This window comes from Pseudomonas sp. A1230, from assembly GCF_044218825.1.
GTDB lineage: Bacteria > Pseudomonadota > Gammaproteobacteria > Pseudomonadales > Pseudomonadaceae > Aquipseudomonas > Aquipseudomonas iridis.
Genome location: NZ_CP162582.1, coordinates 2,319,959 through 2,341,460, shown reverse-complemented (window position 1 = coordinate 2,341,460; position 21,502 = coordinate 2,319,959). Strand labels below are relative to the sequence as shown.

At 59.8% G+C, this 21,502-nt stretch carries 19 protein-coding genes and 2 riboswitches; of the genes, 14 read left to right on the top strand and 5 right to left on the bottom strand.

All coding sequences use genetic code 11. The features are described from left to right. Positions 1-84 precede the first annotated feature (84 nt). The 3 genes from AB4P97_RS11045 to nfuA all read left to right on the top strand — a co-directional run bounded on the left by AB4P97_RS11045 (position 85) and on the right by nfuA (position 4,216). The gene (locus tag AB4P97_RS11045) at positions 85-2,379 is read left to right on the top strand and encodes a fatty acid cis/trans isomerase (RefSeq protein WP_395602645.1); all 2,295 of its coding nucleotides are present in this window, start codon (positions 85-87) and stop codon (positions 2,377-2,379) included. 180 nt (positions 2,380-2,559) lie between these two features. Next, positions 2,560-3,573 (top strand): acyltransferase family protein, encoded by a 1,014-nt coding sequence (locus AB4P97_RS11040; RefSeq protein WP_395602644.1) that lies wholly within the window; start codon positions 2,560-2,562, stop codon positions 3,571-3,573. A gap of 58 nt (positions 3,574-3,631) precedes the next feature. After that, positions 3,632-4,216, top strand: coding sequence for a Fe-S biogenesis protein NfuA (gene nfuA, locus AB4P97_RS11035; protein WP_042559410.1), 585 nt, complete (start codon positions 3,632-3,634; stop codon positions 4,214-4,216). Between the two features lie 155 nt (positions 4,217-4,371). Here nfuA and cobM read toward each other — a convergent pair whose 3' ends face one another. The 4 genes from cobM to AB4P97_RS11015 form a co-directional block, all read right to left on the bottom strand. Then, entirely contained in the window at positions 4,372-5,118 is a 747-nt protein-coding gene (cobM, locus tag AB4P97_RS11030; protein WP_042559409.1) for a precorrin-4 C(11)-methyltransferase, read from the bottom strand. Positions 5,119-5,197: 79 nt separating this feature from the next. After that, complete coding sequence (locus AB4P97_RS11025) at positions 5,198-5,611, bottom strand: cobalamin biosynthesis protein (protein ID WP_042559408.1); 414 nt, start codon at positions 5,609-5,611, stop codon at positions 5,198-5,200. Beyond that, positions 5,608-6,309: a CbtA family protein gene (locus AB4P97_RS11020; RefSeq protein ID WP_042559407.1), complete on the bottom strand. Its 702-nt coding sequence runs from the start codon at positions 6,307-6,309 to the stop codon at positions 5,608-5,610. Before AB4P97_RS11020 ends, AB4P97_RS11025 begins: the two co-directional genes overlap by 4 nt. A gap of 11 nt (positions 6,310-6,320) precedes the next feature. Then, positions 6,321-6,518, bottom strand: coding sequence for a CbtB domain-containing protein (locus AB4P97_RS11015; protein WP_042559406.1), 198 nt, complete (start codon positions 6,516-6,518; stop codon positions 6,321-6,323). A 120-nt stretch (positions 6,519-6,638) separates the two neighbouring features. Next, positions 6,639-6,861: riboswitch (cobalamin riboswitch) on the bottom strand. Between the two features lie 903 nt (positions 6,862-7,764). Then, positions 7,765-7,977, top strand: a riboswitch (cobalamin riboswitch). A gap of 99 nt (positions 7,978-8,076) precedes the next feature. Between AB4P97_RS11015 and cobW the strand changes: the two genes are divergently transcribed. The 5 genes from cobW (at position 8,077) to AB4P97_RS10990 (ending at position 16,787) form a co-directional block, all read left to right on the top strand. Beyond that, positions 8,077-9,147, top strand: a complete 1,071-nt coding sequence (gene cobW, locus AB4P97_RS11010; RefSeq protein ID WP_042559403.1) for a cobalamin biosynthesis protein CobW — start codon at positions 8,077-8,079, stop codon at positions 9,145-9,147. Between the two features lie 3 nt (positions 9,148-9,150). Further along, complete coding sequence (cobN, locus tag AB4P97_RS11005) at positions 9,151-12,999, top strand: cobaltochelatase subunit CobN (RefSeq protein ID WP_042559402.1); 3,849 nt, start codon at positions 9,151-9,153, stop codon at positions 12,997-12,999. Positions 13,000-13,125: 126 nt separating this feature from the next. Continuing rightward, positions 13,126-14,127 (top strand): ATP-binding protein, encoded by a 1,002-nt coding sequence (locus AB4P97_RS11000; RefSeq protein ID WP_042559401.1) that lies wholly within the window; start codon positions 13,126-13,128, stop codon positions 14,125-14,127. Between the two features lie 20 nt (positions 14,128-14,147). After that, the gene (locus AB4P97_RS10995; RefSeq protein ID WP_042559400.1) at positions 14,148-14,792 is read left to right on the top strand and encodes a VWA domain-containing protein; all 645 of its coding nucleotides are present in this window, start codon (positions 14,148-14,150) and stop codon (positions 14,790-14,792) included. Between the two features lie 435 nt (positions 14,793-15,227). Then, entirely contained in the window at positions 15,228-16,787 is a 1,560-nt protein-coding gene (locus AB4P97_RS10990; protein WP_042559399.1) for a TerC family protein, read from the top strand. Between the two features lie 147 nt (positions 16,788-16,934). Here the strand turns inward: AB4P97_RS10990 and AB4P97_RS10985 are convergent, their stop codons facing one another. Further along, the gene (locus AB4P97_RS10985) at positions 16,935-17,378 is read right to left on the bottom strand and encodes a co-chaperone YbbN (RefSeq protein ID WP_042559398.1); all 444 of its coding nucleotides are present in this window, start codon (positions 17,376-17,378) and stop codon (positions 16,935-16,937) included. 275 nt (positions 17,379-17,653) lie between these two features. Between AB4P97_RS10985 and AB4P97_RS10980 the strand changes: the two genes are divergently transcribed. The 6 genes from AB4P97_RS10980 to AB4P97_RS10955 all read left to right on the top strand — a co-directional run bounded on the left by AB4P97_RS10980 (position 17,654) and on the right by AB4P97_RS10955 (position 21,488). Then, complete coding sequence (locus AB4P97_RS10980) at positions 17,654-17,902, top strand: type II toxin-antitoxin system Phd/YefM family antitoxin (RefSeq protein ID WP_042559397.1); 249 nt, start codon at positions 17,654-17,656, stop codon at positions 17,900-17,902. After that, positions 17,892-18,173: a type II toxin-antitoxin system RelE/ParE family toxin gene (locus AB4P97_RS10975; RefSeq protein WP_042559396.1), complete on the top strand. Its 282-nt coding sequence runs from the start codon at positions 17,892-17,894 to the stop codon at positions 18,171-18,173. The genes AB4P97_RS10980 and AB4P97_RS10975 overlap by 11 nt, the downstream gene beginning before the upstream one ends. Before the next feature lie 286 nt (positions 18,174-18,459). Next, complete coding sequence (locus tag AB4P97_RS10970) at positions 18,460-19,308, top strand: transporter substrate-binding domain-containing protein (protein WP_042559395.1); 849 nt, start codon at positions 18,460-18,462, stop codon at positions 19,306-19,308. Positions 19,309-19,359: 51 nt separating this feature from the next. After that, a complete protein-coding gene (locus AB4P97_RS10965) occupies positions 19,360-20,022 on the top strand; it encodes an amino acid ABC transporter permease (protein ID WP_024012746.1) in 663 nt (220 codons plus the stop codon). A 9-nt stretch (positions 20,023-20,031) separates the two neighbouring features. Beyond that, positions 20,032-20,694, top strand: coding sequence for an amino acid ABC transporter permease (locus AB4P97_RS10960; protein ID WP_042559394.1), 663 nt, complete (start codon positions 20,032-20,034; stop codon positions 20,692-20,694). Further along, on the top strand, positions 20,691-21,488 hold the full coding sequence (locus AB4P97_RS10955) for an amino acid ABC transporter ATP-binding protein (RefSeq protein WP_047301512.1): 798 nt from the start codon (positions 20,691-20,693) through the stop codon (positions 21,486-21,488). Before AB4P97_RS10960 ends, AB4P97_RS10955 begins: the two co-directional genes overlap by 4 nt. Positions 21,489-21,502 lie beyond the last annotated feature (14 nt).

Genomic DNA, 21,502 nt, shown 5'->3' with positions numbered 1-21,502 from the left:
GTTTTGCATGAATATCGCTCATGTTGGTACGAGCGTCAGAACTGTAGAATCGCAGCGTTTTTCTTCAGGATCAGGATTCCGGGCATGTCATACCGCGTCATCAGCATTTTCTTGCTGTTCATAAGCTGGGGCGCCGCTGCGCAAGATCCTTCGATCTCATCCTCGATTTCATACAGCCGCGACATTCAGCCGATCTTCACCGAGAAGTGCGTGGCCTGCCATGCGTGCTACGACTCTGCCTGCCAGCTCAATCTGGGCAGTGGCGAGGGCGCCGGGCGTGGCGCGAGCAAGATGCCGGTCTACGACGGCGAGCGCAGTCAGGCGGCGCCGACCACGCGATTGTTCTACGACGCTTTCGGCCAACGCGCCTGGCAGCAGAAAGGCTTTTACTCGGTGCTCGACGCCCAGGGCAGTCAGGCTGCGCTGATGGCGCGCATGCTGGAGCTGGGGCACAAGACCCCGCTTGAGCCCAACGCCAAACTGCCGGAAAACATAGTCCTGGGTCTCAACCGCCCGAACATGTGCGCGATGCCCGCGGAATTTGACGGCTATGCAGGCGCTCACCCGAAAGAAGGCATGCCGCTGGCCGTCACTGGCCTGACCGATCAGCAATACCAGACCTTGCAGCGCTGGCTGGCCTCCGGTGCGCCAATCGACGAACAAGGCCTGGCGCCGAGTGCCCAGGAAGCGATGCAGATTGCGCAGTGGGAGAATCTGCTCAACCAGCCCGGTGCACGGGAAAGTCTGGTCGGGCGCTGGTTGTTCGAGCACTTGTATCTGGCACACATCTACTTCCAGGGCGGCGAGCCAGGACACTTTTTTCAGTGGGTACGCTCACGTACGCCGCCCGGTCAGCCGATCGACCTGATCACCACTCGCCGTCCCAATGACGATCCGGGCACACGGGTGTATTACCGCTTGTGGCCGATACAGGGTGTGATCGTACACAAGACCCACATCACCTATCCGCTGAGCGCGGCGAAGATGGCGCGGGTAAAAAGCCTGTTCTATAGCGGCGACTGGCAGGTCAACGCGCTGCCGGGTTACGGTCCGCAGAGCCGGGCCAATCCGTTTGTCACGTTCGAGGCGATTCCGGCGCAGGCGCGCTATCAGTTCATGCTCGACAACGCTGAATACTTCGTCCGCACGTTTATTCGCGGCCCGGTGTGTCGGGGGCAGATCGCGACGGACGTGATTCGCGACAACTTCTGGGCACTGTTCCAGGCGCCGGAACATGACCTGTACATCACCGATCCCAACTATCGCGGTCAGGCCACGCCGTTGCTGGCCATGCCCGGGCAGAACGACGATGTCGGCAGCGTGTTGAGCCTGTGGCGCAACTACCGCGACAAGCGTAATGAATACGAGGCCTTGCGCCGTGACAGTTACGCCGACTTGCCGGCGCCGAGCTGGTCGACCCTGTGGGCGGGCAACGACAACGCGTTGCTGAGCATCTTCCGCCACTTCGACAGTGCCTCGGTGACCAAAGGCCTGATTGGTGAAGTCCCGCAAACGATGTGGCTGTTCGACTACCCGCTGCTGGAGCGCACCTATTACCAGTTGGCGGTCAACTTCGATGTCTTCGGCAATGTCTCGCATCAGGCGCAAACCCGCCTGTATTTCGACCTGATCCGCAACGGTGCCGAGCAAAACTTCCTGCGTCTGATGCCGGCCGATTCCCGTGAGGACTACCTCAACGATTGGTACCAGAGCGGTGGCCAGTTCAAGATGTGGCTCGATTACGAAGCCATCGACGACGACAAGCCGACCGCGCTGAAACTCGATGAGAAGGACCCGAAACACGACTTCGCCATGCAGTTGCTCGCGCGCTACGGCGATCTCAATGCGCGGCCAGACCCGATCAATCGTTGCGCCGGCGCTTATTGCTCGCGGCCGAATATCGATCCGGCATTGCAAAATGCCGAGCAGGCGCTGAGCCGTCTGACTTCACGCCCGGCGGCCGGTTTGAAGGTCATCGATCAATTGCCGGAAGCGACCATGCTGCGTGTCGAAACGGCCAGCGGTAAACGCGAGGCTTACAGCCTGTTGCGCAACCGCGCGCACAGTAACGTGGCGTTTCTGCTGGGTGAGTCCCTGCGCTATCAGCCGGGGCTGGATACGCTGACCATCTATCCGGGTGTACTCAGCAGTTATCCGAACTTCATCTTCAACATTCCCGCTGATCAGGTGCCGGCATTCGTCGATGCGATGGAGAATGCCAAGGATGCCAACCGTTTCGAAAAAATCGTCGAACGCTGGGGTATTCGTCGCAGTCACCCGCAATTCTGGTTCTATTTCCACGATTTGAGTCAGTACATCCACGAAACCGAACCGGTGGAAGAGGGCGTACTGGACATGAACCGCTACGAGAATCTTTGATCATTTGAGCAATGCCTGCTGTCCGAGTTTTCAAGCAGCATCGCAAAACCCCCTGTGGAACTGAGCCTGCTCGCGATTGCCCCGGCCCCAGTATTTCTGGTGCCTGACCTTTCGTTATCGCGAGCTAGTCCACTCCACAAGGGTTTTGCGGTGGTTTGAGGGGGTGGACAGGAGTGATCGATGTTGATTTCAGTGCAGGCCTTGCGGGCGCTTGCCGCGTGGACGGTGGTCTGCCATCACTTCATGCAGATTTTTTTCGGCTTCCAGGCGCGCGGGCCGATTGGCCAGTTGTTCATCGACAAGGGCGCGGTGGGGGTCGACATCTTCTTTGTCATCAGCGGTCTGGTAATTTTCCTGTCCACCGAAGACAAGGATCTGCGACCCGGAAAATTCCTCCTGTATCGGCTGTTTCGCATCGTCCCGGCGGACTGGCTGTATACGCTGTTGATGGCGCTGCTGGTGGTGTTCGCCCATCCGGTGTTGCCCGATCAGACGCTGGAATGGCGTCATCTACTGTCATCGTCACTGTTTATCCCGACGCAAAACCCTGGTGGTTACGGCATCTACCCGACGCTAAATGTCGGCTGGACACTCAATTACGAAATGCTGTTCTACGTGCTGTTTGCCTGCGCGCTGGTGTTCCGCTGGCAGGTGCGCCTGCTGGTGGTCGCGACGCTGTTGTTTGCCGTTTGCCAGGCGTTCGGCTTGCTCAACGAGTTTTACCGGGCAGACATCGTCTATGAATTTTTGCTGGGGATCGGCATCGGCGTGCTCTACCGCCGAGGGCTGATCGGGGCGGGGTTATGGCTGCCGCTGTTGGGCATCGTTGGTGCATTAGCAGCGATTTATCATCTGGCTCCGGGACCGAGACTACTGAACTGGGGCGTGCCGAGCGCGGTGCTGGTCATGGCGTGCATCGCGCTGGAGCGCTATGTCGAGCGTAGCAAAGTGCTCAAACTTCTCGGGGATTGTTCATATTCGGTGTATTTGATGCACGTGCTGGTGCTGTCTGCAGGTGGATTTATCGCTCAACGATATGCCATCAACCCGTATCTGATGTTTATCGTATGTGTGCTGGCAATTGGTGCGGGCTCGTGGCTGAGCTACGAATGGGTGGAAAAACGCAGCTATCGTTGGCTCAAGGCGCAAATAGATGACCGTTCCGTCGAGAATCATTCCCGACAAAAATACTAGGACTTTGTCCGGCGCAACGATTGGCGTAAACTCCGCCACAAGCCTGCGAGGAGTTTCCATGACCGCTATTACCATTACTGACGCCGCCCACGATTACCTGGCCGATCTGCTTTCCAAGCAGAACACCCCGGGCATCGGCATCCGCGTCTTCATCACCCAGCCTGGCACCCAATACGCCGAAACCTGCATTGCCTACTGCAAGCCGGGCGAAGAAAAACCTGAAGATACCGCGCTGGGGCTGAAAAGCTTCACCGCTTATATCGATTCGTTCAGCGAAGCGTTTCTCGATGACGCCGTTGTCGATTACGCCACCGACCGCATGGGCGGCCAACTGACCATCAAGGCGCCAAACGCCAAAGTACCGATGGTCAACGCCGAAAGCCCGGTCAACGAGCGCATCAACTATTACCTGCAAACCGAAATCAACCCGGGGCTGGCCAGCCACGGCGGTCAGGTCAGCCTGATTGATGTGGTTGAAGACGGCATCGCTGTTTTGCAGTTCGGTGGTGGTTGCCAAGGCTGCGGCCAGGCAGACGTGACCCTGAAGGAAGGCATCGAGCGCACCTTGCTTGAGCGTATTCCGGAGCTCAAAGGCGTTCGCGACGTGACTGACCATACGCAGAAAGAAAACGCCTACTACTAAGTCAGGCGTTCACTGCGAGCATAAAAAAACGGCACCCGTGAGTGCCGTTTTTTTTGTATGAAATTCCAGGACGCCTTCGCGAGCAGGCTCGCTCCCACATTGGAGCCATGTCGTTCACCAACCCTGTGAGAGCGAGCCTGCTCGCGAAGGGGCCGTCATGGGCGATACAGATGCGCATGCCCGGCGCGATACAGCGATGACTCGCTGAACACCTCACTCCCCAGCACCCGCCCTACCAGAATCAACGCTGTGCGGCGAAAGCCTTTGGCGGCAACCTTCTCGGCGATATCCGCCAGCGTCCCCACCACCCAGTCCTGATCCGGCCAGGTCGCTCGGTGAATCACCGCGATCGGGCAGTCGGCGCCGTAATGCGGCAGCAGTTCAGTCAGGATCTTTTCCAGATGATTGACCCCCAGATGAATCGCCATCGTCGCGCCATGCTGCGCCAGACTGCCCAACTCTTCGCCGGCGGGCATTGCCGTCTTGTCGGCATAGCGGGTCAGGATCACGCTTTGCGACACGTCAGGCAGCGTGAGTTCTGCGCCCAGCAACGCCGCGCATGCCGCGGTCGCTGTCACTCCGGGGATGATTTCAAACGGGATATTCAGTTCACGCAGATAGCGGATCTGCTCGCCAATCGCGCCATAGAGACTCGGATCTCCGGAGTGCACCCGCGCCACATCCTGACCTTGGGCATGGGCGGTTTTGATCAGATCGATGATCTGCTCCAGATGCAATTCAGCGCTATTGACCAGTGTCTGTGCCTGATGACCGTCGAGCACCGCCGCCGGTACCAGCGAGCCTGCGTAGATGATCACGGGGCAATTGCGAATAAGCCGCTGGCCTTTGACGGTGATCAATTCCGGGTCGCCTGGGCCGGCGCCGATGAAGTAAACGGTCATCGTTGAATCCTTGGGAAATAGGCGCGGCAACGCTTCAGATGAAGATTGCTCATGATTGATGGCGGGGATTATCGGGAATTTACGCGGCGCCGGCCAATGCCAGCGTTGCCTGTGCGTATTTTTGTCGGGAAATCAGTAGCTTTGCCGGTGCCTGAATCAGCTGTTCGGCGAGCGCCAGTGCGGCGCTTTCCGCTACGCCATAACAACCGGTGCGTTCGAAGGCAATCTGCGAATGGTGGCTGAGTTGCGGTTCATAACTGGCCAATTCCTCACTGCTGAAGTACAGCAGCGGCAGGGCCAGTTGATTCGCGAGTTCCTGCAGGCCGGGTTCATCGCGCTTCAAGTCGATGCTGGCCAAGGCTTTCACTGCATGCAGTTCGATGTGATTGGCTTGCAAGGCTTGATCGAGTAACGCGCGCAGCGTGCTCGCAGGGCAGCCGCGCTGGCAGCCCAGACCGACCACGAAAGTCGGCGCTGCGCTGTCAGTCGTCATGCGTGGTATTGACCGTCGTTCTTGCGGCGGAACAACCAGGCGCTGATCAGGCCCAAGGCCAGCCAAAACGCTACGTTGGTCAATTGCGAGGCGATTTTGAACTGCGCTTCCAGTGCTTCTGGAGCGAGCATCGAATGCACTTCCGGTTGCGGTGCGCCGATCACGTGCGGTACAGCGAGGATGGCCACACCGAGGATTTTCATCAGCCAATGACGGCTGAACGCAATCAACGCCAAACCGGCAGCGGTTGAAGCGGCGGTGCTGATCCACCACAACTGCCGCGAAGCCAGATCCGCCGCGGCAGTGCCCGGCAGTTCAGGCGGCAAGCCCAGGGTCGGTGCGAGGACGAACGTCGCGTAACCGGCCAGACCCCACAGCAGACCTTGCGAAGTTTTGGTCGGCGCGCGCAGGGTGTAGAGGCCGGCCAGCATCAGGGCAAAACCCACGGCCACCACCAGATTGCCACCCGTGGTCGAGACCACCCGCTGCCAGCCGTCTTCCGGCTCCCAGGCTTCGGCATCATGGGTGTGCGCGGCAGTGCCGGCGGCGTGTTCGTGAACGGCGGCAACAGGTTCGGATTTTTCATAGGTTTCGGCTTGAAGAATCAGCGGCGACACCCAGAAACTTTGCAGCAGCGTAAGCAGCAAGGCGGCCAGCAGACCGGTGAAACCAGCGGTTTGAGCAATTCGCTTGATCATGTCGGCAGGTCTCAGTGGCACGGGAACGCGGCGCTGTGGCGGGTATCGTGAGCCGCGTTGTGCACGGCTTCGATGTGCGAGAAACCCGCGAAATAGACGAGGCCTGCACCCAGGATCGACGCGAAAATGGCGGCGGTCAGGCGCTGGCTCAGGGTGGCGGTGCTGGAGATTTTGTCCGTGTTGCTGCCGGTGCTGGTGATGATTGACATGGCGCTTCCCTCTGGAATGTCAGCAGGTGAATAGAGCGCATGAAAACCCCTGCGGCGCGGGCACGCAGAGGTTCAAACAGCGCCCGCCCACCGCGGGTTTGTTATGTTCAGCGACGCAGGTGCGCGCTGTGTGTTGCGGGCCGGTCTCCGGGCTCACGAGGGGTTGGCGTCAGGCCGACCTGCAAGCGTCACCTTCCCATGCCGCAATGGCACAGTGGATCTGACGCTTCGCTCGCTTACCGTTGCGGGGGCAGCACCGGACTGACATGGCTCTGAGTAAAGCACATGATTCACCGGTTTCCCGTTTCACCCTGTGAAGGGCACCCGTAACAAGTTGTGTAGGAGAGCATGGTGTGGGGTTTTTAGTCAATTTGCTTTGGGGGCTTATCCGTTGCTGCGGGTGTGGCTTCTTATGGTTCCGCCCTTACGGCGGGTCACTTTTTCCAGACGCCCGGAATGCCGGCCCAGAAAAAAGTAACCAAAAAGGCTTGCTCCAACGTCCGGCCCGCTCGCTAAAGCTCGGGGTTCCTTCGCTCCGGAATCCATCCGGGGCATCGATTCCGGTTTGCTTCGCTGCACCTCCTTTCGATGTCCTCCCCGGATGAATCCCTCCACTCAGCCTCCCGACGTCGCCCGCGGATCAAGATCAAAAGCTGCACTCGAGCTAACGCTCATTGTGTTGAGTGGGGGAAGAGCGTGCGGTTGGCTTTGGATTTGTGGTGGATTTGCCCCTCATCGGAACGCCGCCCGCCCAGCCCTCTCCCGAGGGCGAGGGAGCCGATTTGTGTGCTTTTCAAAGCCTGAGTTCGACTAGGTATCGCACGTCGGCGTAGTTCGCCCAAGCACCCCGGTCAGTCCCCTCTCCCTCCGGGAGAGGGTTAGGGTGAGGGGCTTTTGATCTGGTTTGGCTTTTGATCTAGCTTTTGATGTTGCTCTTGCTCTTAGCCCCCTTCGGCAGGCCGAGCGAAGGTGTTCATCCGGGGGTTAGGCGCGCAGCGCCGTGCGGCGAAGCCGCATTCATCGAGAGGAGGTGCAGCGTAGCAAACCGTAGGCGATGCCCCCGGATGGACGCCGTAGCGAGGGAACACTGAGCCTCAGCGAAGTGCCGTACGCCGGGGGCAAAGCCTTTTGGTTCCTTTTTGGCGTTTGAAAAAGGGACTCGCTGTAAGAGCGAAACCGCCAGCGGCAGCACCCACAGCAACGGATATGCCCCGTATCCAAACATTGACCCACCACTGCACCATGCGTAGCCTTGCGCCTTCGAGGTTCTTCGGCATTGCCGAAGCTAAGAAGGGAACGCGGTCAATGCCGCGGCTGCCCCCGCAACTGTGAACGGTGATATTCGCTGCCACGCCACTGCAAGCTCAAACCACAGAGCCCGCGGGAAGGCGCAGCGAATGCCAGGCCCAGCGCCTGAACAACGTCAGCCAGGAGACCTGCCTCGTCACAGATTCTCAATTCAACCGGGCGGGGTGATCCGGTGGCGAACTCTCCAGGCACGCACGCGCGGTGCCGGTTCTCGTCCCGTATGCCCGCCACTTTGCCAAAGGGCATACCGATGAAAACACTGGCCAAACTCCCTGTCACCATCGTCACCGGCTTCCTCGGCTCGGGCAAAACCACGCTGCTGCGGCACATGCTCGACAACGCGCAGGGCCGCCGTATTGCGGTGATCGTCAACGAGTTTGGCGAGTTGGGCATCGACGGTGAAATCCTCAAGCAATGCACCATCGGTTGCACCGAAGAAGAAGCCACCGGCCGCGTCTATGAACTGGCCAACGGCTGCCTGTGCTGCACCGTTCAGGAAGAGTTCTTTCCGGTAATGCGCGAGCTGGTTGCCCGTCGCGGTGACCTCGACCATATCCTCATCGAAACCTCTGGCCTGGCCCTGCCAAAACCGTTGGTGCAAGCCTTCCAGTGGCCGGAAATCCGCAGCGCCTGCACGGTTGATGCGGTGATCACCGTGGTCGACAGCCCGGCCGTGGCCGCTGGCACCTTCGCCGCGTTCCCGGATCAAGTCGATGCCCAGCGCAAACTCGACCCGAACCTGGATCACGAATCGCCGCTGCACGAATTGTTCGCCGACCAACTGGCCAGCGCCGACCTCGTCATCCTCAACAAATCCGATTTGATCAGCCCTGAAGACCTGGCGCGCGTACGCCTGGAAGTCGCTGAAGAGCTGCCGCCAGCGGTGAAGATCATCGAAGCCAGCAGTGGTCGCGTGCCGCTGGACGTACTGATCGGCCTCGGCGCCGGTTCCGAAGAACACATCGACAGCCGTCACAGCCATCACGATCATCACCACGACGGTGATGACGACCACGATGACCACGATCACGACGCCTTCGATTCGATCTCCATCGAACTGCCGCAAGCCGACGAAAGCCTGTTGCTCGACGCGCTGACGCAACTGGTGGTCAAGCACGGCATCCTGCGTGTGAAGGGCTTTGCGGCGATCCCGAACAAGCCGATGCGCTTGCTGATTCAAGGCGTGGGCACGCGTTTCGACAAGCATTTCGACCGTCAGTGGGGCGACGATGAAGCGCGCGTCACGCGTCTGGTGTTGATCGGTCAGGAACTCGACGCCGCGCAACTCGAAGCGCAACTGCGCGCTGCGCTCAGCGTTTAACCCATGCACCTGCTCAGGACCCAGCCCGGCGGTTTCGTCTCGGATGACAACATCGCCGACCTGGGGCAAACCCCCGCCGAGTTGGTGATCCTGTGCAGCGGCGATTCCAGCCTGGCGCTGCTCGCCGAAGCTGCGCAGCAATTGCCCGAGGATTATCCGAGCCTGCGCCTGGCCAATCCCATGCAGGTGCAGAATCACGCTTCGGTCGACCTCTATGTCGATGAGGTGCTGCGTCACGCCAAAGTCATTCTGATCTCGCTGCACGGCGGTATCGCCTATTGGCGTTACGGCGTCGAGCGTTTGATCGAGTTGTCAGAGCGCGGCGTGCACGTGATTCTGGTGCCGGGTGATGATCGTCCCGATCCGGAGCTCAGTGACCTGAGCACCGTCAACGCCGAGGATCGTGACCGGCTCTGGCAGTTTCTGCGACAGGGCGGCATGGGCAACGCAGTGGATTTCTTTCATTGCCTGGCCAGCCGTTGGCTCGCCCGCGATTACCCGTGGGGCGAACCACAATCCCTGCCACGCACGGCGATTTATCATCCACAAAAAATCAGCGCCGCACTGAGTGACTGGCAGGCCGATTGGCGGCCCGATCAACCGGTCGCGGCGGTGCTGTTTTACCGCTCGCACTTGCAGGCGGCGAACACCGCGTTCATCGATGTTTTCTGCCAGCGCTTGCAAGCGGCAGGGCTGAACCCTTTGCCGATTGCGGTGGCGAGTCTGAAAGAACCCGGCTGTCTGTCGGTGGTCGAGGACTGGCTGGATGAAGTCGAGGCGGGGGTGATTCTCAACACCACCGGTTTTGCTCAGTCCAGTCCCGAGGCGCCGCACTTGCGGCCGTTTCGCCGCAACATCCCGGTGATTCAGGCGATCTGCGCTCAGGACAACGAACCCGGTTGGCGCGAGAGCGAGCAGGGCCTCGGCCCTCGGGACCTGGCGATGCACATCGCCTTGCCGGAACTCGACGGACGCATCATCAGCCGCCCGATCAGCTTCAAGGATCTGGCCTGGCGCAGCGAGCGCAGTCAGTCCGACGTGGTCTGCTATCGGGCGCAACCCGAGCGCATGGATTTTGTCGCAGAACTGGCACGACGCTGGATCGCGTTGGCGCGGGTGCCGAATGCCGAGAAACGCATTGCGCTGATTCTCGCCAACTACCCGACTCGCGACGGGCGCATCGGCAACGGCGTCGGCCTCGACACACCGGCGGCAGCGCTGAATATCTTGCGGGCGTTGCAGGCCGAGGGTTATCCGGTAGCGGCCGAGTTGCCGGACAGTGGCACCGCGCTGATCCAGCAATTGCTCGGTGGCGTCAGCAATGATCTCGACACCATCGATTTACGCCCGTGCCAGCAAAGTCTGGCGATGGACGATTACCTGACGATGTTCAACGCACTGCCCGAGGCCAATCGCGCGGCAGTGATCGAGCGCTGGGGCCCGCCACAAAACGATCCGATGTGCCGCGACGGGCGCTTGATGATCGCCGGGTTGCGCTTTGGCCTGACGTTCGTCGGCATCCAACCGGCGCGCGGTTATCAGGTCGATCCGAGCGCGGTGTACCACGACCCGGATCTGGTGCCGCCGCACGGTTATCTGGCGTTTTATTTCTGGCTGCGCAACACCTATGGCGCCCACGGCGTGATCCACGTTGGCAAACACGGCAACCTTGAATGGCTGCCGGGCAAGGGCGTCGGCCTCTCGGAACACTGTTGGCCGGATGCGCTGCTTGGGCCGTTGCCGAATATCTATCCGTTTATAGTCAACGATCCGGGCGAGGGCGCCCAGGCCAAACGGCGCACGCAAGCGGTGATCATCGATCACCTGATGCCGCCGCTGACCCGCGCCGAAACCTATGGCCCGCTGCGTAATCTGGAACTGTTGGCCGACGAATATTACGAAGCGCAGCTGCTCGATCCACGCCGCGCCCGCGAATTGCAGCGCGATATTTTGCAACTGGTGCGCGATACGCAGATCGACCGCGAACTGCAACTGGATGCCGCGATGGACAGCGATGCCGATGCCGCGATCTGGCTGCCGCGTCTGGACACGTATCTGTGTGATCTGAAGGAATCGCAGATCCGCGATGGCTTGCACATTTTTGGCGAATCACCCTCCGGGCGTTTGCGTATCGATACCTTGTTGGCGTTGCTGCGCATTCCGCGCGGCGATGGCAAAGGGGCGCAGTCGAGCCTGTTGCGGGCGCTGGCCAAGGCGTTTGAACTGGGTTTTGATCCGCTGGATTGTGCGCTGGCTGAGCCGTGGGTTGGTCCGCGTCCCATCGAACTGCAAACCGTGACCGATGAAGTCTGGCGCACCGCCGGCGACACCCGCGAACGCCTCGAACTGTTCGCCGCCGAACTGATCTCTGAAACCCTGCACCGTACCTGTTGGAGCGAGCCTGCTCGCTTAGGAGCCGTGTCAGGTGTCATGAAATTAACTGACCCAACGCTCTCGCGAACCGGCTCGCTGCCACAGGGGCCGGGGTGGTCTGATGTGCATCTGATCATTCAGGGCCTGCGCGAAGTCGTCGCCCCGCGCCTCGACGCCTGCGGTCCGGCAGAAATGCGCGGCCTGCTCGATGCCCTCAGCGGCCGTTTCGTCCCGGCTGGTCCGAGCGGTGCGCCGAGTCGCGGCCGTCTCGACGTACTGCCTACAGGGCGCAACTTTTACTCGGTGGACGTGCGCAACCTGCCGACCACCACCGCGTGGCGCATCGGGTTCCAGTCGGCCACGCTGATTCTTGAGCGACACTTGCAGGACCACGGCGACCATCTGCGCCAACTTGGCCTGTCGGTATGGGGCACGGCGACGATGCGCACTGGCGGTGATGACATTGCCCAGGCCATGGCGCTGATGGGCGTGCGCCCGGTGTGGGCCACGGGCAGCCAGCGAGTCGACGATTTCGAGATTCTGCCGCTGAGCCTACTGGACCGACCGCGGGTCGATGTGACGCTGCGGGTCTCCGGATTCTTCCGCGATGCGTTTGCCAACCTGATCCGTTTGTTCGACGCCGCCGTGCAAGCGGTGGCAGCGCTGGACGAACCCGACGATCTGAACCCTCTGGCCGCCAAAGTGCGTGCCGAACGCGAGGCCTTGCTGCAAACGGGTCTGGATGAAGAGGCCGCACGACGCCAGGCCGGTTGGCGAATCTTTGGTGCCAAACCCGGTGCTTATGGCGCCGGTGTGCAAGGCGCCATCGACGGTCGTCTATGGCAGACCCGCGAGGATCTGGCCGAGGTTTACTTGAACTGGGGCGCTTACGCCTATGGCGGTGCCGATGAAGGCACCGCTGCCCGGGAACAATTCGTCCAGCGCCTGAGTCAGGTGCAAGCGGTGCTGCAGAATCAGGACAACCGCGAGCACGACTTGCTTGATTCCAACGACTATTACCAGTTCCAGGGCGGCATGCTCGCAGCCGTGGAAACCCTGCGCGGTGAAGCCGCGGCCAGTTATCACGGCGATCATAGCCAGCCGGACTTGCCGAAGATCCGCACTTTGAAAGAAGAGTTGAATCGGGTCATCCGCTCGCGTGCGGCCAATCCGAAATGGATCGACGGGGTCAAACGTCACGGCTACAAAGGTGCGTTTGAACTGGCGGCAACGGTCGACAACCTGTTTGCATTCGATGCCACCACGCAGTTGATCGATGATCATCAATACGCATTGCTGGCTGACGCTTATCTGCTTGATCCGGCCACTCGCGATTTTGTCCGCGAGCATAATCCACATGCACTGCGGGACATGACCGAACGCATGCTGGAAGCGCAGCAACGCGGGATGTGGCAGGATCCGGGGGCGTATAAAGAGGCGCTGGAGAGTTTGTTGCTGGATATAGAAGAGGATGTTTAGCGCGATCAAAAGCAACCCTCACCCCAGCCCTCCCGAAACGTCGGACCGCCCGGAGGGAGAGGTGCATTCACCTGACACCCCACAAACCTCAAGAACACCAACGACCACGAAAGAGAAACCCCAAAGATGACCGACACCCCCCATTTCCCACTCTCCGCCGTGGTCGGCGCCGATGACCTCAAACTCGCCCTGTGCCTCACCGCCATCGACCCGAAAATCGGTGGCGTGCTGATCGAAGGCCCACGCGGCATGGCAAAGTCGACCCTGGCCCGGGGCTTGGCGGACCTGCTCGCCAGCGGTCAGTTCGTCACTTTGCCGCTGGGAGCCACCGAAGAACGTCTGGTCGGCACCCTCGATCTCGACGCCGCCCTCAGCGAGGGTCGCGCGCAGTTTTCCCCCGGCGTGCTGGCCAAGGCTGACGGCGGCGTGCTCTACGTCGATGAAGTCAATCTGCTGCCCGATCACTTGGTGGATCTGCTGCTCGACGTCGCGGCCAGCGGTACCAACGTGGTCGAGCGTGATGGCATCTCCCATCGCCACTCGGCGAAATTCGTCCTGATCGGCACGATGAACCCGGAAGAGGGCGAGTTGCGCCCACAGTTGCTCGATCGCTTTGGCCTGAACGTCGCGCTCAGTGGCCACACAGCGCCGGCCGAGCGCGGGCAGATCATTCGTCGACGCCTCGACTTCGACAGCGACCCGCAAGCGTTCTGCACGCAGTGGGAAACCGCCCAACAAGGTTTGCGCGAGCGCTGTGAAAACGCTCGTAGCGCGTTGGCCGGCATTCCTCTGGATGATGCTGCACTGGCGCAAATCACCGAGCGCTGTTTTGCCGCCGGTGTCGATGGCTTGCGCGCCGATCTGGTGTGGCTGCGTGCGGCGCGTGCGCACGCGGCATGGCGCGCAGCTGAGGCGATTGGCGAAGAGGACATCGACGCAGTGGCCGAATTTGCCTTGCGTCATCGTCGTCGTGAACAGCCATCCTCAAGCCCTCAACAACCGGCGCAATCCCCGGAAAACGCTGCAACCAACCCGAGCGAAGGGCAGGGCCAGTGGGGCGACATGCCGGCCTCGGCACTTGCCACGGGCAGCCGCCGCGAAATCCCGAGCTGGCCAAAAAAGCCCTAGGCATTCGCCCCCGATCCGACGTGGGGGCGAATGCCAGACCTCGTGCCGGTCGGCTCGACAACGGACGCCAGGGCAAACGTCACGCGGCTCGCAGTGGTTCAGTGAACTGGCCGGGAACGCTGCTCAAGGGGCGTCCGCAACGTCGTGAAGACCTGCTGTTCCAACTGCGCACGCGCACGCCCCATGAGTTGTGGCTGGTGATCGTCGATGCCTCGGCGTCGACGCGCCGTCATCAGGCATTGAGCGATGCCAAAGGCCTGCTCGCGCAGCTGTTCGATGACGCCTATCGACAACGTGCGCGGTTGGCATTGCTGACCGCCAGTGGTGCAACACCGAAGTGGCAGGTGCAGGGTTTGAAAGCATCCCGCGATTTGCGCACCTGGCTTGATGGCTTGGGTGCGGGCGGCGGCACGCCGTTAGTCGCGGCATTATCGCAGGCGCAGCAATGGCTGACGGTCCGGCGCAAGCGCTTTCCGGCCGAGCAACAGCGTTTGCTGGTGGTCACGGATGGACGTTTGAAAGCGTGGACAGGTTTGCCGGCGCTGGAATGCCCGGGGCTGTTGATCGACATCGAGCGTGGGCCCATCCGGTTGGGGCGGGCGAAAGATCTGGCCGGGGCGCTGGATGCGGATTACCGGCATATTGATGATCTTATTCCGGCCTGAAGTCCTCTTCGCCAGCAGGTCGCTCCGAATTCACGGATTCAAACCTGTAGGAGCTGCCGCAGGCTGCGATCTTTTGATCTTGTTTTTAAAAATCAAAAGATCGTCCGATCGCGGCCCGAGCCTGCGGCAGCCCCTACAGGGGGATTTGGGCGCTGTTACAGATTTTGAAATGATTTCGAGCTGTAGGAAAAGTCACTTCAGGCTGTACGCTTCAAGGCCTTTTTTCATTCAGGATTTACATGAACACCCGCTCGGAGCCTCCCAGTCTTCAGATACGAAGAACGTTCCCCTCGCGCCATGGCGCGGTCTTGACGCACTCGCAACATCCGGTTTTCCGATACACGACTATCGTTGATAACGCGGCCCCAGAGCCTTCGCGTTGCGCTTTGCCGTGCCCGGCAGCCTGAATTTACTGAATAGAGATCGAGACGTTTTATGGAATGGTTAGCGGATCCCACGGCCTGGTTAGGCTTGTTGACATTGATCGTGCTGGAACTGGTGCTGGGTATCGACAACCTGGTGTTCATCGCAATTCTTGCGGACAAACTGCCGCCGCACCAGCGTGACCGTGCGCGGATCATCGGTCTGTCGCTGGCACTGATCATGCGCCTGGGCCTGTTGGCGAGTATTTCCTGGCTGGTCACCCTCACGCAGCCGCTGTTCGAGGTGTTCGACAAGAGCTTCTCCGGTCGAGACCTGATCATGCTGTTTGGCGGTGTGTTCCTGTTGTTCAAAGCCACCATGGAGTTGCACGAACGGCTCGAAGGTCATGTCGGCGAGCGCACGAGCAACACGGCGTACGCACTGTTCTGGCCGATCGTTGCGCAGATCGTCGTGCTCGACGCCGTGTTCTCCCTCGACGCGGTGATTACTGCAGTGGGCATGGTCGATGAGCTGGCGGTGATGATGATCGCAGTGATCATCTCCATTGGCCTGATGATCGTTGCGAGCAAGCCGCTGACGCGCTTCGTCAACGCGCACCCGACGGTAATCATGCTGTGTCTGGGCTTCTTGATGATGATCGGTTTTGCCCTGACCGCTGAAGGCTTGGGCTTCCACATCCCGAAAGGCTACTTGTACGCGGCCATCGGTTTCTCGATCCTGATCGAAGTGTTCAACCAGATTGCCCGCGCTCGACGCAAACGCTCGATGCAGGGCCTGCGCCCGATTCGTGAGCGCACCGCCCACGCAGTCATGCGTCTGCTGGGCGGTCGCACACTGGCGGCGGAGGAAGTCGGCGAGGAGATTTCCGATTTGCTGGACAACGGTGATGCGCCAAGCGCCGAGCTGTTCGACCGTCGCGAGCGAGTGATGATCAGCGGTGTGCTGCAACTGGCCGAGCGACCGATCCGCCAACTGATGACCGTGCGGGCCGACGTCGACAGTATCGACCTGGCAGACGATGCCGAGGCGATTCGTACCAAGTTGATGCACTCGTCCTACTCGCGCCTGCCGCTCATCCGTGATGGCGCCGTGGATGAACCGCTGGGCTTCGTGCACAAGAAGGAATTGCTCAAGGAATACCTGGCGGGTACCGAGCCGAATCTGGAACACCTGGCGCGCAAGACGATCAATCTGCTCGACAGCTATTCGATCCTCAACGCACTGGAACAGATGCGCGCGGCATCGACCCACATTGCATTCGTGGTCAATGAGTTCGGCGATTTTGTCGGCGTGCTGACCATGACCGACATTCTCGAATCGATTGCCGGTGAGTTGCCCGATGCCAGCGAAATCGAAGGCCCGGACGTGGTCGAGGAGCAGGGCGGGTTCGTTGTCAGCGGCGCATTGAACCTGACGCGTGTGCGTCAGCGCACCGGGTTCGGCGCCGAACCCACCGAGGATTATCAGACCATGGCCGGGCTGGTAATGAGTTTGCTTGATCGGTTGCCGATGAAGGGCGATCGCCTGGAATATGCCGGGTGGCAGATGACGGTCAAAGCGGTCGAGGAGCGGCGGGTGACGCGGGTGTTGTTGGTGCGTGAAACTGCGTAAATCTGACTGTCTGCGCTGACTCTATCGCCAGCAGGCTCCCACAGGTCCCCTGAACGACGCAAAACCCTGTAGGAGCTCCGGCACACTGCAATCTTTTGATCTGTTTTTTTAAAACCAGCGTCAAAAGATTGCAGCGTGCCGCAGCTCCTACATGGGTACCGCGCAGCCTCGAAGTGACCGCCCACGGGGAATGGTACAAAGCTGTCGCAGGGACTGACGCAACCACACAACGTCATGTCGCTGCTTGCGCGGCACCGCCGGTGCCTTGGTCTTGCCGATGTGCCGGGCAAAGTCCGCTGCCAGCGTTTCCTCTGTACCAATCCCCTTGAGCGTCTTGACCAGCCTGCCGTGCTTGTAGAACAGCACGGTCGGCGTGCCCGTAACCAGCGGATGGCGCGGCGATTCACGGGTGTTCAGCATGTAGATATTCGCCCGCAGCCGATACGGCGCGGCAATCTTGCGAAACACCGGCCCGGCCGATTCACAGGCGGGGCAGTGCTCGCTGGCGAAATACAGGATCACCGGGCGCCAGGTTTTCAGGGCTTTGCGGTAGACCGGAGCCAGATCTGAACTCGGGATGACGGCGTTCATTGAAATCTCCTTTTCCAACGACCTCGAAGGTTTATGACGTTAAAGGAGGTCGAAAGGACCGTCTACTGTCAGAAATTACAGGTGTATCTCTCCCTCCCAAGTGTTTTCCCACGGATAGGCAAGACCAACCCGACGCGAAACGCAGAAATGCGGAATGTTGCGACGTGATACCTTTTTTACTCAGCAGAAAATATGCGGGGGGCAAATCGATAGGCATCGAACATGCATTGGAGTGCTATTTTAAACACCACTAAAAGCACTCCAAGGAGCACTTCATGACACATATCGTTCTTTCTAACGTTGTAGCGAGTATTTCCGAATTGAAAAGAAATCCCATGGGTACCGTGGCCGCTGGCGGTGGCCAATCCGTCGCGATTCTCAACCGAAATGAGCCGGCGTTCTACTGCGTCCCCGCCAAGGAGTACGAGGCGCTGATGAATCGTCTGGAGGATCTGGAGTTGATCGCACTGTGCAAGGAGCGAGAAAACGACCCAACCATCAAGGTTTCGATTGATGACCTATGAGCTGGAGTTTTCCGAGAAGGCCTGGAAAGAATGGACAAGACTTGAAGCTGGACTCAAAGAACAATTCAAAAAAAAGCTGAAGGATCGACTGATTAATCCGCATGTTCCCGCAGACCGGCTCAGAGGGCTGGGGGCGGCTTACAAAATCAAACTCAGAAGCGCTGGCTATCGAATGGTTTACCGCGTCAAAGATGAAGTTTTGATCGTGACTGTTATTGCGATTGGCAAAAGAGAGCGGGGTGACGTTTACGAAAACGCGGCCAAACGCTAAACACCCTCTCGAAATATATCCAAGCCTTTCGACAATGCATGTTCTTCGCCCGCCGACGCACCAAACGGGAACCCACTACCCGCACCTTGTGGCCTACGGTAGCGCGCCAAAGCGCAACCTTGCGTAACGCCCCCTTTTTGCACTTTGTGCATGTGCTTGATTCCAAAAACATTTAAACCCAGTGCAGATTCTTCCCAAGTCCTGTGGCACACTTTCTGCTGTCTATTCCGTAGTAACAAACAGTCTTCCGGTATAGCGGAATAAACATCATCTTGGAGTGCTTGCCATGCATCGCCGACCTTCTTTGTTCAAAGCATGTATTTTTGTTCTCGCGGCTTCGTCCTCTGCCATGGGCCTGGCCCAGGCCGCCGATGGCAAGCTCGACAGTGTCCTGGCCCGTGGGAAATTGATTGTGGGCACCGGCAGCACCAATGCGCCGTGGCATTTCCAGGGGGCGGACGGCAAGTTGCAGGGCTTTGATATCGACATCGCCCGGATTGTGGCCAAGGGTTTGTTCAACGACCCGAGCAAGGTCGAGTTCGTTGTGCAGTCGTCCGATGCGCGAATTCCCAACCTGCTGACTGACAAGGTCGACATGAGCTGTCAGTTCATCACTGTCACTGCCAGCCGTGCCCAGCAAGTGGCGTTCACCCTGCCGTATTACCGCGAAGGCGTCGGCCTGCTGCTGCCGAACAACAGCAAGTACAAGGAAATCGAAGACCTGCAGGCCGGCGGGGACGGCGTCACCGTTGCCGTTCTGCAAAACGTCTACGCCGAAGAGTTGGTGCACCAGGCACTGCCCAAAGCCAAGGTTGATCAGTACGACAGCGTCGATCTGATGTATCAGGCAGTCAACTCCGGTCGCGCCGATGCCGCCGCCACCGACCAGTCTTCGGTCAAATACCTGATGGTGCAGAACCCTGGCCGTTATCGCAGCCCGACCTATGCGTGGAGCCCACAGACCTACGCCTGCGCGGTCAAACGCGGCGATCAGGACTGGCTGAACTTCGTCAACACCGCGCTGCATGAAGCCATGACCGGCGTTGAATTCCCGACTTACGCCGCTTCATTCAAGCAATGGTTCGGCGTTGACCTGCCATCGCCCGCGATCGGTTTCCCAGTCGAATTCAAATGATCCCGTGAGAGCGGGGCGATTCAAATCGCCCCGCTCAAGGTACTGCTGACCATGAACTATCAGTTGAACTTTGCCGCCGTGTGGCGCGATTTCGACACCTTGCTGGCGGGGCTCGGTCTGGGCTTGCAGTTGGCACTGGTGTCGATCGCCATCGGCTGCGTGATCGGCCTGCTGATGGCGTTTGCCTTGCTGTCGAAGCATCGCGCCTTGCGGGTGCTGGCATCGGTGTACGTCACGGTGGTCCGTAACACGCCGATTCTGGTGTTGATTCTGTTGATCTACTTTGCGTTGCCAAGTCTTGGGATTCGGCTGGACAAGATTCCCTCGTTCATCATCACGCTGTCGTTGTATGCCGGCGCCTACCTGACCGAAGTGTTCCGGGGCGGTTTGCTGAGCATCCCCAAGGGGCAGCGCGAAGCCGGGTTGGCGATCGGCCTCGGCGAATGGCAGGTCAAGGCTTACGTCACCGTGCCGGTGATGCTGCGTAACGTGCTGCCGGCGCTGTCGAACAACTTTATTTCGCTGTTCAAGGACACCTCGCTGGCCGCCGCGATAGCGGTGCCGGAGCTGACTTATTACGCGCGCAAGATCAACGTCGAAAGCTACCGGGTGATCGAAACCTGGCTGGTGACCACGGCGTTGTATGTCGCGGCCTGTTACCTAATCGCCATGCTGCTGCGTTATCTCGAGCAGCGTCTGGCGATCCGCCGATAGGAGGCTGTGATGTACGAATCCCCCAGTTGGTTGAATGAATTGTGGATTGCCCGCGAAACCTTGTGGCAGGGCTTTCTGACCAGCGTGCAGGTGTCGGCGCTGGCGATATTGTTCGGCACGTTGCTCGGCGTCGTCACCGGCCTGGTGCTGACTTACGGCAGATTCTGGATGCGTGCGCCGTTCCGGTTTTACGTCGACATCATTCGCGGTACGCCGGTGTTTGTGCTGGTGCTGGCCTGCTTCTATATGGCGCCAGCGGCCGGCTGGCAGATCAGCGCGTTTCAGGCCGGTGCGTTAGGGTTGACGCTGTTCTGCGGCTCGCACGTTGCGGAAATCGTGCGCGGTGCATTGCAAGCGTTGCCGCGCGGGCAGATGGAGGCGGGCAAGGCGATTGGCCTGACGTTTTACCAGTCGCTCGGTTACGTGCTGCTGCCACAAGCGCTGCGGCAGATCCTGCCGACGTGGGTCAACTCGTCCACCGAAATCGTCAAGGCCTCGACCTTGCTCTCGGTCATCGGCGTGGCCGAATTGCTCCTCAGCACCCAACAGATCATCGCCCGGACCTTCATGACGCTGGAGTTCTATCTGTTCGCCGGTTTTCTGTTCTTCGTCATCAACTACGGCATCGAATTACTCGGCCGGCACATTGAAAAGCGGGTGGCCTTGCCATGACTGAAGCTCAACTTTCCAACGCTGCAAACGGCCAGCCGTTGCTGGATATTCGCGGTCTGCACAAGCAATACGGCGCAGTCGAAGTGCTCAAGGGTGTCGACCTCAGCATGCAACGAGGCAACGTCGTGACGCTGATCGGTTCCAGCGGTTCGGGCAAAACCACCTTGCTGCGCTGCGTGAACATGCTCGAAGAGTTTCAGGGCGGGCAGATCCTACTCGACGGTGAGTCCATCGGTTACGACGAGATCAATGGCAAGCGCGTGCGGCATGGCGAGAAAGTCATCGCTCGTCATCGGGCGATGACGGGTATGGCATTCCAGCAATTCAACCTGTTCCCGCATTTGACTGCGTTGCAGAACGTCACCCTGGGCCTGCTCAAGGTGAAGAAAATGCACAAGGACGAAGCCGTGGTGCTGGCCGAGAAATGGCTGGAGCGGGTCGGCCTGCTGGAGCGCCGCAATCACTTTCCCGGCCAGTTGTCTGGCGGCCAGCAACAGCGCGTGGCGATTGCCCGGGCGATTGCGATGAACCCGAGCCTGATGCTGTTCGACGAAGTCACTTCAGCCCTCGACCCCGAGTTGGTTGGCGAAGTGCTCAGCGTGATCAAGGGGCTGGCCGAAGACGGCATGACCATGCTGCTGGTGACCCACGAGATGCGCTTCGCTTTCGAGGTCTCGGACAAAATCGTATTCATGAATCAGGGGCGGATCGAAGAGCAGGGGCCTCCCAAGGAACTGTTCGAACGCCCGCAATCGCCGCGTCTGGCTGAGTTCCTCAAAAACACGCGGTTTTAATTTTTATCAGGAGA